This window comes from Nakamurella aerolata, from assembly GCF_013002705.1.
GTDB classification, from domain to species: Bacteria; Actinomycetota; Actinomycetes; order Mycobacteriales; family Nakamurellaceae; genus Nakamurella; species Nakamurella aerolata.
In genome coordinates, this window is the sequence record NZ_JABEND010000002.1 from 220,414 (window position 1) to 238,247 (window position 17,834).

11 protein-coding genes are annotated in these 17,834 nt (G+C 68.1%); 5 read left to right on the plus strand and 6 right to left on the minus strand.

The genetic code is table 11. The annotated features are described in order from the left end of the window. Positions 1–48: 48 nt before the first annotated feature. Both HKD39_RS04290 and HKD39_RS04295 read right to left on the minus strand, forming a co-directional pair. Complete coding sequence (locus tag HKD39_RS04290; protein ID WP_212753937.1) at positions 49–2,010, minus strand: MDR family MFS transporter; 1,962 nt, start codon at positions 2,008–2,010, stop codon at positions 49–51. A 16-nt stretch (positions 2,011–2,026) separates the two neighbouring features. Next, positions 2,027–2,617, minus strand: a complete 591-nt coding sequence (locus HKD39_RS04295; RefSeq protein WP_212753939.1) for a MarR family winged helix-turn-helix transcriptional regulator — start codon at positions 2,615–2,617, stop codon at positions 2,027–2,029. A 278-nt stretch (positions 2,618–2,895) separates the two neighbouring features. Between HKD39_RS04295 and HKD39_RS18625 the strand changes: the two genes are divergently transcribed. After that, a complete protein-coding gene (locus HKD39_RS18625) occupies positions 2,896–3,912 on the plus strand; it encodes a L,D-transpeptidase family protein (protein ID WP_212753941.1) in 1,017 nt (338 codons plus the stop codon). Positions 3,913–3,938: 26 nt separating this feature from the next. On the opposite strand, the gene HKD39_RS04305 is transcribed toward HKD39_RS18625, so the two are convergent. Next, positions 3,939–5,963 carry a C40 family peptidase gene (locus HKD39_RS04305; RefSeq protein WP_171198606.1) on the minus strand — a complete coding sequence of 675 codons (2,025 nt, stop codon included), beginning with the start codon at positions 5,961–5,963 and terminating at the stop codon, positions 3,939–3,941. Between the two features lie 188 nt (positions 5,964–6,151). Here HKD39_RS04305 and HKD39_RS04310 point away from each other — a divergent pair, with 188 nt between their 5' ends. The 3 genes from HKD39_RS04310 (at position 6,152) to HKD39_RS20280 (ending at position 11,458) form a co-directional block, all read left to right on the plus strand. Next, positions 6,152–7,273, plus strand: a complete 1,122-nt coding sequence (locus HKD39_RS04310; RefSeq protein WP_171198607.1) for a 3-hydroxyisobutyryl-CoA hydrolase — start codon at positions 6,152–6,154, stop codon at positions 7,271–7,273. A gap of 143 nt (positions 7,274–7,416) precedes the next feature. After that, entirely contained in the window at positions 7,417–8,079 is a 663-nt protein-coding gene (locus tag HKD39_RS04315) for a DUF421 domain-containing protein (protein WP_212753943.1), read from the plus strand. A gap of 1,132 nt (positions 8,080–9,211) precedes the next feature. Then, positions 9,212–11,458: an HNH endonuclease gene (locus HKD39_RS20280; RefSeq protein WP_171198608.1), complete on the plus strand. Its 2,247-nt coding sequence runs from the start codon at positions 9,212–9,214 to the stop codon at positions 11,456–11,458. Positions 11,459–11,610: 152 nt separating this feature from the next. Here the strand turns inward: HKD39_RS20280 and HKD39_RS04325 are convergent, their stop codons facing one another. The 3 genes from HKD39_RS04325 to HKD39_RS18630 all read right to left on the minus strand — a co-directional run bounded on the left by HKD39_RS04325 (position 11,611) and on the right by HKD39_RS18630 (position 16,877). After that, positions 11,611–13,968 (minus strand): ABC transporter ATP-binding protein, encoded by a 2,358-nt coding sequence (locus tag HKD39_RS04325; protein ID WP_171198609.1) that lies wholly within the window; start codon positions 13,966–13,968, stop codon positions 11,611–11,613. Continuing rightward, positions 13,965–15,698 carry an ABC transporter ATP-binding protein gene (locus HKD39_RS04330; protein WP_171198610.1) on the minus strand — a complete coding sequence of 578 codons (1,734 nt, stop codon included), beginning with the start codon at positions 15,696–15,698 and terminating at the stop codon, positions 13,965–13,967. The genes HKD39_RS04325 and HKD39_RS04330 overlap by 4 nt, the downstream gene beginning before the upstream one ends. A 321-nt stretch (positions 15,699–16,019) precedes the next feature. Further along, positions 16,020–16,877, minus strand: coding sequence for a TetR/AcrR family transcriptional regulator (locus HKD39_RS18630; protein WP_212753945.1), 858 nt, complete (start codon positions 16,875–16,877; stop codon positions 16,020–16,022). Positions 16,878–17,015: 138 nt separating this feature from the next. Between HKD39_RS18630 and HKD39_RS04340 the strand changes: the two genes are divergently transcribed. Further along, positions 17,016–17,795, plus strand: a complete 780-nt coding sequence (locus HKD39_RS04340; RefSeq protein WP_171198611.1) for a GntR family transcriptional regulator — start codon at positions 17,016–17,018, stop codon at positions 17,793–17,795. Positions 17,796–17,834 lie beyond the last annotated feature (39 nt).

Sequence of the window (17,834 nt, forward strand, 5' to 3'; positions counted from 1 at the left end):
TAACAAAACGGCTGGTCAGCGCCGGGTCGGCCGGTTCGGTGCCGGCGCTCAGTCGTTGCTGCGATGACGGCCGTGCGGCAGGTCGGCCCGGTTCACCTGGTCCGGGCGCAGGCCGGCCAGCCGGTCTTGCACGGGGACACTGGAATCGTCGAGCTGGTGCTCACCGCGGCGACCGGGCGACCCGGCTGAGCCGTCCTGCCCGTCGTCCGGGGCGACCGCGTGCTCGACCACCTGCCCGCCCGCGCCCACCGCGGCGGTGCTCGCCGCCATGGCGCCGACGGTGGGGCCGTCCCCGATGTCCGACGCTGCCGCGACGGTGTCGCCGGTGCGCTCGCGCTGCTGCCTGGCCGCCTCGGACGCGGCCCTGGTCTGCTCCTGCAGCGCGGAGACGGTGCGCAGCGGCGTCTCCTTGAAGAACAGCAGCAGGATGAACGCCACCACCGCCACCGCAGCGGCGGCCCAGAACACCGGGTGCATGGAGTCAACAAAGCCCTGCTGGAACGGATGCGCGAGCACGCTCGGGATCCGCTGCAGGAACGAGGTGTCGTCCTGCATCTGGGCACCCATCTGTTCGATGGAGCGCTGCACCACCGCCGGATCGGACGAGTGCGCGTTCGCCGCGGCCGCCTGCTGGAAGGCCGGGTCGCTGTTCGCGGCGGTGAGCTCTTTGCCGATGTTCTTCGGCATCGCGCTGAACAGCATCGACAGGAACACCGCGACGCCGAGGGTGCCGCCGACCTGGCGGAAGAAGGTGGCGGCCGAGGTGGCCACTCCCATGTCCTTGGCCTCGACCGAGTTCTGCGTCGCGATGGTGAGGGACTGCATGCAGTTGCCGACCCCGAAGCCGATGATGAAGATCATCCCCCAGAGCCAGATGTTGGGGGTATCGATCTTCAGGTTCAGCGCGAGCAGCACCGCGCCGACAAACACCAGCGCCATGCCGATCTGCGGAAAGATCTTGTAGCGCCCGGTCTTTGCGGTGAGCTGACCGGAGATCACCGAGGCGCTCATCATGCCGATGGTCATCGCCAGCATCTGCAGACCGGACTCGGTTGGGGTGGCACCGCGGACGATCTGCAAGAACAGCGGCAGCGTCAAGATGGCGCCGAACATGGCCATGCCGACCAGCAGCCCTGCGCCCTGCATCAGCGAGAAGTTGCGGCTTTTGAACAACCGCAGCGGGATCAGTGCGTCGTCGCCCATCTTCGACTCGATGACGACAAACGCGATCAGACCGACGACGCCGATGATCGCTAGCACGATCACGACCGGCGACCCCCAGCCCCAACCCTGGCCCTGTTCGGCGATGGTGAGCAGCGGCACCAGGCCGATCACCAGCGCGGCCGCGCCCCAGTAGTCGATCTTGTGTGGTCGCGGGGTGTGCGGGATGTGCAGCACCTTTGCCACGACGCACAGCGCGATCAGGCCGATCGGGACGTTGATCAGGAAAACCCAGCGCCAGCCGGCGATTCCGAGAATCGAGTTGGCACCGGCGAACAACCCGCCGATCAGCGGCCCGAGCACCGAGCTGGTGCCGAACACCGCCATGAAGTAGCCCTGGTACTTGGCGCGCTCCCGCGGCGGCAGGATGTCCGCCATGATCGCCAGCGACAACGACATCAGGCCGCCGGCGCCCAGCCCCTGGAACGCCCGGAACGCGGCCAGCATGTACATCGAGGTGGCGAAGGTACAGGCCAGCGACCCGATCACGAACAGCGAGATGGCCAGCAGGTAGAACGGTCGGCGGCCGTAGATGTCCGACAGTTTTCCGTACAGCGGCGTGGCGATGGTGCTGGTGATCAGGTAAGCGGTGGTGACCCAGGCCTGCAGCGAAATGCCGTTCAGGTCATCGGAAATGGTCCGAATCGCGGTCGACACGACGGTCTGGTCGAGCGCGGCGAGGAACATGCCCGCCATCAGCCCGGAGAGGATGGTGAGGATCTCCCGGTGCGTCATCGACCCGTCGGCCGACCCCGGCGGGGCCGCGGCAACCGCGCTCCGATTCGACATTGTTGTGGTGCCTTTCTCAGGTAGTGCGCTCAGTGTTGGTCCGCTGCCGATCCGGCGCTCGGCGAGCGGCGGCGGCCGGGTCGGGCTCCCCGGTGTGCGAGGCCAGCACGGCCTCGGTGATGGATTCCCGTTGCGACTCCATGTCTTCGACGTAGCGGTGCAGCAACTCCGCGAGGGTGCGCCGGTCGTGATCGGACCAGGCTGCGGTGACCCCGGCGAACAGGGCAATGCTGTCCCGCCGCAACGCATCTCGCCGCTGCCGCCCGAGGTCGGTGAGCACCAGCAGTGAGGCCCGACCGTCGTCCGGGTCGGCCTGCCGTTCCAGGAAGCCCTCCTTGACCAGCTGCGCCACCTGCCGGGACACCGTCGACGGATCGGCGCACAGCTCCTCGGCCAGATCGGCGGCCCGGCGACGCTGCCCGTCGGCGAACTTGAACAACAGGAACGTCGGGGCGGCCGACACCCTGCCGGTCGCGGTGATCCGGTTCCTGATCGCGCCGTACTGCCGCATCAGCCGGGTCATCAGACCGGAGATGACGGTGCCGTCGGCCCCGGCGGGCACCTCATCCACCGGACCGCTGCCGTCCTGCCGCTGCTGATCAGCCATTTGTTGCCCTTACCAACTAGTTGCCGTCGGCAAGTATGCACCCGCGGCGGCCCTCGGTCGAATCGAAAAGCTATGCGTCCGGGGAAGGCCAGGAGTATCGCCGGCCCGGTTGGCTACGCAAGGTGATCAACAGTGGGGATAAATACGCCCGATCGACACGGCGGCGCCCGCCGGCTTGCTGCCTAAGGTCGGAGGGTCGGGGCGCGCTGGGCAGCCCGTACCCGTCCTGCCCGTGCCTTCGGCGTGAAGCCGCCCCCGTGGTGAGAAGGAGCCCGCCGATGACGACACCAACCTCACCGCACCAGCTGTGGTCCCGCCGCCGGCTGCTGACCACCGGCCTCGCCGTGCCGGTGGCGGCGACCACGACGCTCGTGCTGCCCGCACTGTCCGCCGCGCCGGCCGCGGCCGCGGTGCCGAGCAACTCGACGCAGGTGATCACCGTCGCCGCGGCAGCGGGCGCGTCCACCGCTACCCTGTCGGCCTGGCAGCGGCAATCGACTGGGCAGTGGAGACGGGCGTTCGGGCCGATGCCGGCCAGGGTCGGCTCGGCCGGGATCGGAGCGGCGCGGGAGGGCAGCAAACGCACCCCAGCCGGCAGCTATCCGCTCAACCTGGCGTTCGGCCGGCTGGCCAACCCCGGCACCAGGCTGCCGTACTTCACGACCGACACCAACGACTGGTGGGACAGCAACGTCGCATCACCCACCTACAACACCCACGTGCGCCGCGCCACCAGCCCAGGCGGCGCTTCCGAGAACCTCTACAACGTCGGCACCGCCTACAACTACGCGGTCAACATCGGCTACAACCTGCAGCGGGTGCCCGGCGCCGGCTCCGCCTTCTTCCTGCATGTGTCCACCGGCGGCCCCACCGCCGGCTGCGTTGCCATCGCCCAGACCAGCCTGCAGGCGATCATGCGGTGGCTCGACCCGGCACAGCACCCGACCATCGACATGCGCACCGGCAACCCGTGGGTGCCGCCGACCCAGTCGGTGTACTCGTCGATCAGCTTGGACACGGCCACCCAAACCGTCCCGGTGGGCGCCCCGGTGACGATCAAGGGAGTGCTGCAGGCGGGGACCGGACAACGCCTGGGCGGCATGGTGATTCAGGTGTGGGGCGAGGACCGCGGGGTGCCCGGTTGGGCCAGGCAAACCACCGCGACCACCAAGGCGGACGGCAGCTACGCGGTGACGGTGCGGCCGCCGAAGAGCCGCTACTACCAGGTGCGTTGGCCCGGTGGCGGTTCGTGGCTGGGCAGTACGTCCCGCACCATCCTGCTGGTGACGCATTGACCGCTTGCGGACCGGACCAGTAGCGGTCAGGACCAGTAGCGGTGCAGCACGTCGTCGGCGCCGGCGCGCACGTCGCGGATGCGCACCTGCTTGCCGACGTTCGGCGCCTCGAGCATGTAGGGAACGTCGTTGGCGATGCCGAGATAGATCGCGACGTGACCTTCGAAACCGACGATGTCGCCCGGCTTCGCGTCCTCCCACTTGACGTCGGTGCCGCCGGAGCGCTGGCTGGCCGAGTCGGTGCCGGTGCTGAAACCGGCCTGCTTCAACACATATCCGGTCAGCCCCGAGCAGTCGAAGCCGGTGACCCCTTGGCAGGAGTTCTTCTCGCCGCCGCCGCGGGAGCAGCCGTCGTCCGGACCGCGGCCGTCGGTGCCGCCGCCCCAGACGTACGGGGTGCCCAAGAAGGCGAGCCCGGACGCCAGGCCGCGCGCCACCTTGTCGTTCGGCGCCTTGATCATCTTGCCGCGCAACTGTTCCGGCACGTTCGGGTTGTCCGGGATCTGCACCATCATCCCGTCGGTGCGGACCGAACCCGCCTGCTGCTCGCCCTGGCCCTGCTCGCCCTGGCTCTGCTGGCCGTTCTGGGCGGCGTCGCTGGTGCCGAAGTACTTGGCGAACAGGAAGTAGAAGTTGCGGTTGCCGTAGCTGCTGCACGAGTCGCCGACGCCGGGGTAGGCCTCGAGCGAGGCCTGGTTCGGCTGGTAGGGCGTGTAGTTGTACAGCGACGCGGTGGCCTTGTTCTTGATGGTCACCGAGCTGCCGCCACAACCGGATTCTTTGACGTTCCAAAGGATCTCGACGGTTTGGCCGGCGCGGTAGTTGTACTTGTCAGGGTTGACGACGTAGCGCGCCCACTGCTTGGCCATGCCGCTGGCCTGCTTGACGAAACCGGCGTACTCGGGGTCGCAGTTGGCGCCGCCGCCCGGTCCGGTGTCGGGGCAGTGCCAGCCGTACGCTGCGGCATAAGACTTCTCGCTCACCGACGAGTCGGTGAGCAGACCCGATTCCTTCTCCAGCGTCACCAGCATCACCTGCGGATTGACGCCGCAGGCCACCGACACCTTCTGGATCACCTCGGCGGCGTCGGCTTCGGGGTTGCCGGCAATCGCCTTGCAGTACTCGTCCTGCGGGGTGTCCGGCAGCTCCACCTTGAGGTTCTTCAGGCACCAATCCCCTTGGCAGTCTTTGCCTTTGGCGTCGATGAAGGTGCGGATCTGGTCGGTGCTCATCGCCTGCGTGTTGTAGAAGACCGCGTCCGAGACGATGAAACCGGGGTCGAAGGTGGACGGTGCGCCGGTGGGCGTCTCGCCGTCCTGCGGGCAGGTGTCCTGCTTGGGGTGCCAGTTGTAGGCGGGCGTCGGCTGGTACAGCTTCTTGACCAGTGCGGCGGCGGTGGTGCGCCAGCCGTTGTACTTCACCCCTTGCTGCTTGCGTTGCACCGCCTCGGCGACGGCCCAGTCCGGCTGCGCGCCCTTCTGGTAGCCGGGCACCTTGGCCTGCAGGGCGTTGAAGAACATCCGGCTGGCGCCGATCGGATCGGTGCGGTCGTCGAAGGTGTAGCCCTTCTTAGGCTGGGCGAACAGGCCGATGCTGTCGCCCTCGCGGAAGTTCGGGTTGAGCGCCGAGTCCGTCATCGCGGCGAGCAGTCCGACCTTGATGCCGCGCTGCGAGATGCCCATCGCCTTGCCGACCGAGATGACGGTGCTGGCGGTCTGCACCTGGGCATCGCCGAGCTTGGTCCGCCCGAACATGCCGCCGGTGGCGGCGGTGCCAGGGATCTCATCGGTGGTGGTGCTGCAGCCGTCGCCGCCGGTCGGCGGGGCAGTCAGGTAGGCGGTGTCGCCGTCGCCCAGCACCCCGTAGCCGGCCGGCACCGGACCTGCGGTGTCGGCAACGGCAGCCGTCGCCGCGGCATTGCTGGGTTTGTCCGACGTGGCGTTCAAGCTCAGGACGACCGCGCCGGTACCCACAGCGAGTGACAGCGCGGCGGCCAGCAACGGGCGGAGCTTGCGGCGGGCAGGAGGGGTGGGCGGCTGCCACTGCTGCATGTGCCCTGCTCCTTCCCCCCACGTCCCGGCGTTCTCCGGGCGATACGACGCTGCCGTGCGCATTCAGGTTCCCCACCCTGCGTCGGTGCACGACGAGCCGCCTTTTCTGCCCGCCGATAGGTTACGGTCCGCGCGCGGGTACCCGACATGGGGAGAAGTCCCCCGGCTCGCTCGATAGTGTTCCGGCCATGAGTTCGAGCAAACCCAAGGCCACCGACAGTCCGGCTGAGGGCGACGCGCCGCCGGTACTCAGCACCATCGACGGCGCGCTCGGGCACCTCACCCTGAACCGGCCACGGCAGATCAACGCGCTGTCGATCCCGCTGATCCAACAGTTCAGTGCGCAGCTGGATGCGTGGGCCGGCGACGACGCCGTGCAGGCGGTCCTGGTGGACGGCGCGGGCGAACGCGGGCTGTGCGCCGGCGGCGACATCAAGGCGCTATATGCAGGCATCGTCTCCGGCGAGGGGCCCGGCAGCTTCTTCAGCGACGAGTACGCGATGAACGCCGCGATCGCGCACTATCCGAAGCCGTACGTGGCGATCATGGACGGCATCACCATGGGCGGCGGCATCGGCATAGCCGGCCACGGCAGCGTCCGGGTGGTCACCGAGACGTCGCAGTTGGCGATGCCGGAGACCGCGATCGGGCTGTTCCCCGACGTCGGCGCGCTGTACCTGTTGGCGCGTGCACCGGGGGAGATCGGCACCCACATGGCGCTCAGCGGTGCCCGGCTGGGGGCGGCGGCTGCCATCGAGGCGGGGCTGGCCGATCACTTCCTGACGCGCCGGCGGGTGCCAGAGCTGGTGGCCCGGCTAGCGCGGGACGGGCGGTCCGTGCTGGACGGTTTCGAGCGGGACTTAGAGCGGGACTTCGAGCGGGACTTCGAGTGGGACTTCGAGTGGGACTTCGAGTGGGACTTCGAGTGGGACGAGGCCCCGGCCGACACCGGTTTCGCGGCGGGCGCGCGCGAGTGGATCGACGCCTGTTATCGCGGCGACGACGTCGACGAGATGTTGGCTCGGCTGGACGCCCGTCCCGAGGACGCCGCGCGGCAGGCCGCCGCCACCATCAGGGCGATGTCACCGACGTCGGTCAAGGTGACGCTGCGGGCACTGCGCGATGCGGCGTCGATGACGGTGGATGAGGTGCTGGCGCAAGACCTTTCCCTTGTGCACCGCTTTCTGACGGTGCCGGATCTGCGGGAGGGAATCAGGGCCCAGGTGATCGACAAGGACCGCAATCCGCGGTGGGATCCGGCCTCGCTTGACGAGGTGTCCGACGCCGACGTTTCTCGCTTCTTCGACTGAGGTTTCTTTCGGCTGGATGTGGTCGGGCTGGGAGCTTGGCCCTGGATGGTTGGTGGCCGGTTCGAGCCTGCCGGATGATGGCGCAAGATCAGTGCAGCGTCGTGGGTTCGGCGCTGCGGCTCGCACATCCAGGGAGAAGCGCCATGTGGCACGACATGTTCACCTTCCAGATCCCCGCGGCTGAGAAGATCATCCGCACGGTGCTGGTGTACCTACTGATTCTGGTGTTGTTGCGGGTGTCAGGGCGGCGGTCGATGGCGCAGCTGTCGACGATGGATTTGACCGTGATGTTTCTGCTGTCGAATGTGGTGCAGAACGCCATCATCGGCAATGACAACTCGCTCGTCGGCGGTGCCCTCGGAGCAGTGGTGCTGGTGGCCGGCAACGAGCTGATCGACTATCTCTGCTATCGGCGACCGGCGCTGCGAAAGTTGTTGCAGGGCCGCACGGTTGAGGTGATCCGGCACGGTTCGCCCATCGAACCGGAGTTGCGCCGGTTGGGGTTGCGGGAGAGCGATCTGAACCGCATGGTGCGCATTCAGAACGGAAACAGTGTTGACGAGGTGGCGCACGGCCGGATGGATCCCGACGGGCACCTGGAGATCAAGCTGCGTAGGCGATTTCAAGGTGCGACAGCCAACGACATCGACCAGTTGGAAGCCCGGCTGGCTCGTATTGAGCAGCTGCTGACCGCGCAGATGGGCGCTGGTGCTGGCAAGTCTGACGTTCTCGCTGGGCTTCCTGGTGCAGGCGCCGCTGGCGGGGCAGCTGCTAGTGGTGAAGGTGCCGTTGGTGGGGTGCGGTAGGTGGAGGTGCCGGCAGTGGTGCGGCAGCTGCGCCTGGCGGTGCGGCCGGTGATGGGGCAGGGGCTGCCGATGCACAGTGAGACTTGTTGGCAGCGTTAGCAGTAGGGCCTGTTAGCCGCTGCGGCCGAGGGCGGTGGGTGCGGTCTTGCAGCGCGTGGCTCGGTGCGCGTGTGCGCAGGTGTGCCGGCGCGGTGAGCGTCTGCGGCGACAATGGGCGGTGACGTTTCGACCTGAGCTGCCTCCAGTGGGCGAAACAGGCGCCGTGAAACGATTTTCGGGGCGCTGGAGGCAGCTCAGGTACAAGGTGGCGGGGCATGAACTTGGTTTCATGCTTGCGGCCGCCGGATCTCTGCAGCGGGAGATCGGCAGAGACCGGAATGTGGCTGCTCGGCTGGGAGTGCTGTTGATTCGCGGGTACGCCGTTGAATCACGTGAGAATTGCTGCGGCGCATGGCTTTCGACGGCCTTCTTTCTGCAGCGTGCGCTGTTGTGACGCGGCTCGTGGGGTCGCGCTGCTCGATTCTGAGGCGAGTAGATGAATCGCGGCGCGGGCTGGGCGAGGCCGCGTCGAGGACTGTAGGCGCGGGTGAGACGCTTCCGTTGCCTTGCTCCGCTCTCTTCTGCGGCGCGGATCTCGACCCGCGCCCCCGCTGCCGGTGGGCCGCTGCCGCTGAACTGGTGCCGGTATCCGCTGCCGCTGCATTGCTTCCGCTCTTCTGCGGCGCGGATCCCGACCCGCGCCCCCGCTGCCGCTGGCCGCTGCCCGCATGCCGCTGCCGCTGAACTGTTGCCGGCATGCCGCTGCCGCTGAGATTTCGGCCTCGTCGGCCAGGCTCTTGCGCCAGCGCGCGTGGCGCATTGTCGGATCGACAAGCCGGAGACTGGCGAATTCATCCGATTGGCGGATCGAACAGGCGTACCAGAAGAGGTAGTCTGGGTGTGTCACAAGGGGGTGATGTTGATGCTCAACCGGAAGCCGGTTCGGGTTGGTGCTGCGCGGGTTTCGCAGGCGGTGTTCCAGCGGTGGCGTACGGCATTGGGGGTGCTGCAGCCGGGGTCGGGTTTGGTTGCGCATCTGGAATCCCGCCCGCCCACGGCGGCTTTGCTGGTCGCGCGGGCTGGGTCGCCTACGGTGCCCGGGCCCTCCACTCGCGCCGGCGCCACTGATGCCGCTCCGTCTACTCGTGCCAGCGGCGCCGCGGGCGAGGTCAACAAGGAAGAGGCCAACAAGGGCGATATCAACTCGGGGAACCCCGGCGTCGATTCACCGCCCGCTGCCGCCCATCGCGCCGATCGTGCTCCATCCGCCAGTGCCGGCACCGGCGCCCGCAGCGGCGGCGACTCGGGGAATCCCGAGGTGGATAGCCCGCGCGCTGCCACGCGCAACGCTGATCCGGCGAGTGGTGAGGCCGATAACCCTGACGCTGCCGGGTCCGGCGCCGATGATGCCGACGGTGCCGCTGATGCCGGTGTTGCGGGGGTGGTGTTGCACGGGAATGTGCTGCTGGATTCGGTGGTGGCTCGGGAGCGGGTGATTCGGCATTTGCAGGCGCAGAACGCTGCCGACCTTGGCGAGCTGGCCCGGAGCTATGTGGGGGTGCGGGAGTTCCTGGACACCGAAGTCGCCGGTGCGTTGACGATTTCTGAGCGTGCCGCCGCCACCCAGATCACGATCGCCGAGCAGCTGCGGAAAATTCCGGTCACCTGGGCGGCGTGGAACGCCGGGGAGATTGATCTACCGAAAGTCCGCTACCTCGCCGAACAAGTGGAGCAGTTGGACGAGGCGACAGCGCGACTGTTGGAGGAGCGGATCTATCCCTCCGCCGTGGATAAACCGATGGCGTTGTTCCGCCGCCAGGTCCGCAGAGTGTTGCTCGGGCTGAACCCCGACCACGCCCAGGAATCCCATGAGGAGGCCGTCGCGCAGCGGAATGTGTCGTGTGTGCCGGGTGAGGATGGGATGGCGCAGCTGGTGTACTACGGCCCGGCGCAGGACGTGGAGGTGGTGTGGCGGGTGTTGACCGTGATGGCCGACACCGCGAAAACCCCCGACGACTCCCGCGGGATCGATGCGCGCCGCGCGGACTGTCTGGTCGACCTGTTCCACCACGTGGTCGAGCACGGCCTCCCCGGCGGCGGGGTGTTCACACCGAAGCAGCGGTCCAGGGTTCGGTTGCAGGTGACCATGCCGTACACCGTGCTGACCGGCGGTGCCGAGGTGTGTGAGTTGGACGGGTACGGGCCGATCACCGCCGCCCAAGCCCGCGCCATCCTCGCCCGCACCCCCACCGGCACCCCAACCGGCGCATCCGCAAGCGATGCAGACGCAACCGGAGCATCCATCGCCGATGCCTTCGCAGCCGGCGCTGATATGGGTGGGCGAGAGGTGAACCACGCCAACAACACTGGACCCGGTCAGCGATCCGACGCTGACCATCCAGCCGGCCGCAGACCAGGCGCCTCCGATCGGGCCGGTCGAAGATCGGGTGTGTCGAGTGGGACGAGTCGACGACCAGACACTCCCCAGGGAACAGGGGGAGCAGGCAGCAGGCCCGCCGCTCCTGGCGGCAGCGACCGAAGACCACACCAACCGAAGGGCAGCGCGACGGGCAGTAGGTCCGATCCTGGCTGTGACCTGCTTGTGCAGCGTTTGGTGTGTGATCCGTTGGACGGGTCGTTGTTGGATGCCACCCGGATCGCGGGGTATGTGCCGCCGGAATGGCTCGCCGAACAGATCCGGACCCGGGACCGCACCTGCGTGGCACCGGGCTGCCGGCAACCCGCCGCCCGCACCGAGATCGACCACCGCGTCCCGTACCAGGCCGGTGGGGCGACCAGCGCGGACAACCTGAACCTGCTGTGCAAACATCACCACCGCGCCAAAGACGGCGGCGGCTGGACCCTCACCCGCACCGCCGACGGTAGCTACCACTGGACCTCACCCCTGGGCCGCACCCACACCAGAGAACCCGAAACCTGGTGGCAGCCAACCGAAGCGCCCGCAGCAGGCCATACCGAGTCGGACGCGACGCCGACCGGCGACCAAGCGGACGGCAGCGAGTCGACCGGCGGCCAGGCGGAAAGCAGCGAGTCGACCGGCGGACAGATGGGAGGCGAACAGGCGGTGGGCGAACAGGCGGTGGGCGAACGCACGGCAGCTCGGTCCACCACGGGGATGCCCGTCGCGGGCAAGCCAGCTAACGGCGACAACGGTGAGCGGCGCGAGGAGCCGCTACTCGGCAACCGGCCATCGGACGACACGAGCGCCGAGCCAAGCGACAGCGCTGACCGTGCCGACAGCGCTGACCGTGCCGACAACGCTGCCCGTATCGACAACGCCGACCGAGACAGCCACGCCGACGATCCACCGCCGTTCTGATCCGCTCCAACCGGCCCGCCGGGCCGGTGACGGAACGCCATGCAGGACAAAGCATCTCGATGCCCGGCATCACCGATCCCGCCGCGCGGCCGGGTCAGCTCATCCGCCCGCCGGCAGGGTGGACTCACCCATCCTGCCTTCCTGCCGCTCGCTCAGCCGACGCGCCCGCCCGATCCGCTCTCGGTGGGCCCGGCCCCGGCGCCGGACTGGTCAGCCCCGCCGACCCCGCTGCCCGACACCCCGCTGCCCGGCACACCGGCACCAGCACCGGCACCCGCACCGACCACCACGCCCGCCAGATCAGCAGCGTCCGGCGCAACCTCCTCGTCGTCCAGCGCGGCCTCGAACTGCGACTGGTAGAGCCGGTAGTAGGCGCCCTCCGCCGCGATCAGCTCGGCATGCGTGCCCTGCTCAACGATGCTGCCGTGCTCCATCACCAAGATCAGATCCGCATCGCGGATGGTCGACAACCGGTGCGCGATAACAAAACTCGTCCGATCGCTGCGCAGCGCTGCCATCGCCTGCTGCACCAGCACCTCGGTGCGAGTGTCCACCGAACTGGTCGCCTCATCCAGGATCAGCAGCGACGGATTGGCCAGGAACGCCCTGGCAATCGTGATCAGCTGCTTCTCACCGACCGACACATTGCTGCCCTCGGAATCGATCACCGTGTCGTAACCGTCCGGCAGCGACCGCACGAACCGGTCGACATACGTCGCCGTCGCCGCCTCGATAATCTCGTCCTCGGTGGCGTCGGGCCGGCCGTAAGCGATATTGTCCCGGATGGTCCCGCCGAACAGCCAGGTGTCCTGCAGCACCATGCCGATCCGCGACCGCAGGTCGTCCCGCCGCATCGTCGACACATCCACCCCGTCCAGCGTGATCCGGCCACCGTTCAACTCGTAGAACCGCATGATCAAGTTGACCAACGTGGTCTTGCCGGCACCGGTCGGTCCGACAATCGCCACCGTGTGCCCCGGGTCGGCCACCAGCGACAGATCCGTGATCAGCGGCTGATCCGGCGAATACGAGAAGTCCACGTTCTCGAACCGCACCTCGCCCTTGGTATCGCCCGCCGGAATAGTGGCCGGCTGCAACGGGTCCGGCGACTGCTCCGGCTCGTCCAGCAACTCGAACACCCGCTCCGCCGACGCCACCCCGGACTGCAGCACGTTCGCCATCGACGCCACCTGGCTCAACGGCTGGGTGAACTGCCGCGAGTACTGGATGAACGCCTGCACGCTGCCGATGGTCATCGCGCCGCTGGTCACCCGCAGCCCGCCGACCACCGCGACCAACACATACGTCAGGTTCCCGATGAACATCATCGACGGCATGATGATCCCGGAGATGAACTGCGCCTTGAAACTCGACTCGTACAGTTCGGCGTTCTTGTCGGCGAACCGCTGCTGCGCCTGCCGCTGCCGCCCGAACACCTTCACCAGCGAATGCCCGGTGTAGTACTCCTCGATCTGCGAGTTCAGCTCGCCGGTTGACCGCCACTGCGTGATGAACTGCTTCTGGCTGCGCTTGGCCACCTGCGCCGTGATCACCAACATGATCGGAATCGAAATGAGTGCGATCAGCGTCAGCCAGAACGAGACGATCACCATCATCACCAAGGTGCCGATCACCGTCAGCAGGCTGGTGAGCAGCTGAGACATGGTCTGATTGATCGACTGCGACACGTTGTCGATGTCGTTGGTCACCCGCGATAGCACCTCGCCACGGGTCTGCTTGTCGAAGTAGCTGAGCGGCAACCGGTTCAGCTTGTCCTCAACATCGGACCGCAGCTTGCGCATGGTGCGGTTCACCATGCCGGTCAACAAATAGCCCTGCAACCAACCGAGCAGCGAACTGGCCACATAGATCACCAGCACCCACAGCAGAATCGTTGCCAGCCGCGGGAAGTCGATGCCGGCACCGGGTGTCAGCGTCAGCGTCGACAACATGGTGGCCTGGTCGTTCTGCCCGGCCGCGCGCAGCGCAGCCACCACCTGATCCTGACTGGTGCCCGGCGGGAAGTCCTGGAAGATCGTCCGGCTGGTCCAGCCCTCGAAGATCACATCGGTGGCATGCCCGAGAACCTTCGGACCGATCACGCTCAGCACGACGCTCGCGACGGCCAGGCCGATCACCACCATCGCCAACACCCGTTGCGGCGCAAGCAGTCCGATCAAGCGCTTCGCCGACGCGGAGAAGTTCTGCGACTTCTCCACCGGGCCGGCGTTGCCGCCCCAGCCGCCGCCACGGTTGCCACCCTTGCGCGTCACCTCCCGCACCGTCGCGGCATCGTCGGCCGCGCTGGATTCGGTACTTGGCGCCGGGGATTCGGCTGCTGCATCCCGCGCCTGATCGGCAGGGACGCCCGCTCGATCGGCCGCGACACTCGCGCGATCGGCCGGGACGCCCGCTCGATCGGCCGCGACACTCGCTCGATCGGCCGGGACGCCCGGCTCGGTCGGGCCGCCCTTGTTCTCACCAGCACCGGGACCCAGGGGCGTGTTCATGCTGCCTCCTCCGCGGTGAGCTGGGACTGCACGATCTCGACGTAGGTGGCGCAGCCGGCCAGCAGCTCGTCGTGAGTGCCGGTGCCCACGACCCTGCCGTTCTCCAGCACGATGATCTGGTCGGCATCGACGATGGTCGAGACCCGTTGCGCCACCACAATCACGGTCGCGTGCGCCGAGATCGGCCGCAACGCCCGGCGCAGCCTGGCATCGGTCGCCACGTCCAACGCCGAGAACGAATCGTCGAACAGGTACACCGGCGCCTGCTTCACCAACGCTCTGGCGATCGCCAGCCGCTGCCGCTGCCCGCCGGAGACATTCGACCCGCCCTGGGCGACCGGGGCGTTCAGTCCCTCAGGCATCTCGGCAACGAAGTCCTTGGCCTGCGCGATCTCCAGTGCCCGCCACAGTTCTTCATCGGTGGCGTCCGGGTTTCCGTAGCGCAGATTACTGGCCACCGTCCCGGTGAACAGGAACGCCTTCTGCGGGATCAGCCCGATGCGTTCCCACAGCTGCGCCGGGTCGTACTCGCGGATGTCCAAGCCGTCCAACAACACTCGACCGCCAGTCACGTCGAACAGCCGCGGAATCAGCGACAACAACGTGGTCTTACCGGCACCGGTGGACCCGACGATCGCCGTCATCCCGCCGGGGCGAGCAGTCAGGTTGATGTCCGACAACACCGGATCGTCGGCACCCGGGTAGGTGAACTCCACGTCCTGCAGCTGCACAACGCCGCGCGCCGGCGGCGCCGGCTGTGGGTTGGCCGGCGGCCGGACCGAGCTCTCGGTGTCCAGCACCTCTTGGATGCGCTCGGCGGAGACCGCGGCCCGCGGGATCATCGTCGACATGAACGTCGCCATCATCACGGCCATCAGAATCTGAATCAGATAGGAAAGGAAAGCGGTCAGCGAGCCGACCTCGATTGCGCCGGAGTCGACCCGGTGCCCGCCGAACCACAGCACCGCCACCGACGAGGCGTTCAGGATCAGCATCACCACCGGGAACATCAACGCCATCAGCCGCCCGACCCGCAGCGACACCTGGGTCAGCTCGTCGTTGGCCACCGCAAAGCGTTGCGTCTCTTGGGGTTCGCGGACAAACGCCCGCACCACCCTGATACCGGTGATCTGCTCGCGCAGCACCCGGTTGACGTTGTCCAGCCGCTCCTGCATCTTGCGGAAGCTCGGCACCATGTTGATCACGATCAACGACAGCGCGCCGAGCAGGACCGGCACCGCCACCAGCAGCAGCCAGGAAAGGCCGGCGTCCTCGCGCAGCGCCATCACAATGCCGCCGATGCACATGATCGGCGCCATCACCAGCAGCGTGAACGTCATCAGCACGACGGTCTGCACCTGGGTGACGTCGTTGGTGTTCCTGGTGATCAGGCTGGCCGGGGTGAATCGGCCCACCTCACGGTCGGCGAAGGTACCGACCTTGTTGAACACCGACTGCCGCACGTCGCGGCCGAAGCCCATCGCCACCTGAGCGCCGTAGTACACCGCGGCAATGCTGCACAGGATCTGCACAAGGGTGACCAGCAGCATCAGCCCCCCGAGGCTCCAGATCTTGCCGACATCGCCGCGGGCCACACCCTTGTCGATGATGTCGGCGTTCAGGCTGGGCAGGTACAGCGAGGCGATGGTCGCCACCAACTGCAGCAACAAGATCGCGCAGATCTTGCCGCGATAGGGACCAAGGTGACTGCGCAGTAGTCGCAACAACATCTCGTCTGGCCTTTCGGTGTGGGGTGCGGGTCGAGCTTGCCGCTCGGGCCGGCAGGTGGTCTGGCAGGACGGCCGGGGCGGCCGGGCCGGGCGGGGCGGCCGGGCCGGGCGGGGACGGCTGAGTCGGGTGGAATCGCTGGGTGGGGCGGGTCAGGACGGCTGGGTCGGGCGGCTAAGTGCGGGTCAGGGCGGCTGGGTCGGGCGGATTGGCTGGGTCGGTCAGTGCGGGCCAGGACGGCTGGGTCGGGCGGGACGGCCGGGCAAGTTCGGCTGGGTTGGCTGGGTGCGGCAGTCAGCCTGCCGCCTGCCGGTGCGGAAAGGTCAAGGCGATTTCGCTGGGCGCGAGCGCCGCGGCCGGGACCCGCTCCCGGATTTCGCTGTCGGCCGGACCGGCTGGTCCGGCTGGCCCGGCGGTCCCAATCGGCCCGGTGGGGGATCGCTGTCCGACTGCTCAGCCGCCTTCCGCGCCGGCCCGGCGCGCCCACGGTTCCGCGCCGATTCGGCGCGCCGAGAGTGCTGCGCCGGCTCGGAGCGCGCTGACTTCCGTGCCGGCTCGGAGCGCCCAGACTTCCGCGCCGGCTTGGTGCGGCCCGGGTTGTGCGCCGGCCCGGCGCACCCAGGATTCCGCGCGATGCCGTGCAGCAGCGTGGCAATGATCTCGTCGGAGCCGAGCGTCTGGCCCTCGTTGATCAGCGGGTGCGTGCCGGCGAACGTCAGCAGATAGGTGATGTGCGCAGCGCTTTCCGGCGGCACCGCCAGCTCATCGGCGAACTCACCGAACAGGTCCCTGATGGCCGCGCCGGTGGGATCGGCTGCCGCCGAACCGGTCCACTCCGGCGGCATCCAGTGGGCGGCAATCACCAACTCGACAACACTGCGCACCCGCTCGCTGGTGATCTCCACCAGCCGGCGCACCATGTCGGCCAACTCAGTCTCCTGCCCTACCTCGCGCAGCGCCTCGGCGTACGGGGCGATGTCGGTCGCCCAGCGCACCGTGAACTCGATCAGTTCGCTCTTGCTGCCGAAGACCTTGAAGATGGTGCCCTCGGAGACGTCGGCGGCCGCGGCGATCTGTTTGGTGGTGACCGCAAGCCCGTGCCGCCGCAGCAGCGGCTCGGTCGCCCGCGCGAGCTGACGCCGGCGGTCATCCGGCTTCATCGGAGTGGCGCGAGGGGACATGAGGACCAGCGTAAGTAAGTGAGCACTCACTCACAAGCAAGGCCATGAGCTGCGGAAATGCCGCGGAATCCGCCGAGCAGCCCGAACCGCTCATTCCGCCGTTACGAGGCCGCCCGGCAACCTGTACTATACAAATCAATGACAAGTGCTCGGTATCGCCAACTGGCCGACGACCTGCGCGAACGCATCGCGCTGGGCGACGTCGGCGCCGGCGGCACCCTTGAGTCGGAGGCCGAACTGGGGCGCCGTTACGGCGCCAGCCGGATGACGGTACGCCGGGCGCTGGAATCGCTGCGGGACGAGGGCTTGGTCGACTCCCGGCAGGGCGCCGGCTGGTTCGTCGCCGGCCGCTCGTTCGCGCAGCGGCTCGCGCTCGGCACCTTCCGGCACGCCGAATCGGCGGTCACCACCGCCGGTGCCCAGCTGCGCCGGACGGTGACCGGCTTCGACTACGTCCCGGCTCCCGCCCACATGGCCCAGCTGCTCGGCCTGCCGCCGGATGCCGAAGTGCTGCGGGTGCGCAGCGTGCGTCGTACCGACGCCGACGACCCGGCCGCCGCCGAACCGCTGGAGCGAGCGACCGAGTGGGTGCCCGCGGCCCTGGCCGAACCCCTGTCACGGGCCGGCGCCGCCGACCCCGGCATCTGGAACAGCTTGCAGCGCAGCGGGTCTGCGATCGCGACGGTCCGGCAGAGCATGACAGCCGGCGTGGCCGGCGAACTCGACCATGAACTTCTCACCGCGCCCCTCGGCGCGCCGCTGCTGCTGATCCGCAGGGTCGCCGTCGGTGCGGACGGCAAGCCCATCGCCGTTTCCGATCATCGCTACCTGGCACACCGGTTCAGCCTCGAGGTCGAGTTCAACGGCTGGAGCGGCGCCGATCCACCGGGGCTGCGCTCCACCACCGCTCCCGGTTGAACCCTCCGGCCCGAAGACCCGCCCGTCCACCCGAACCCG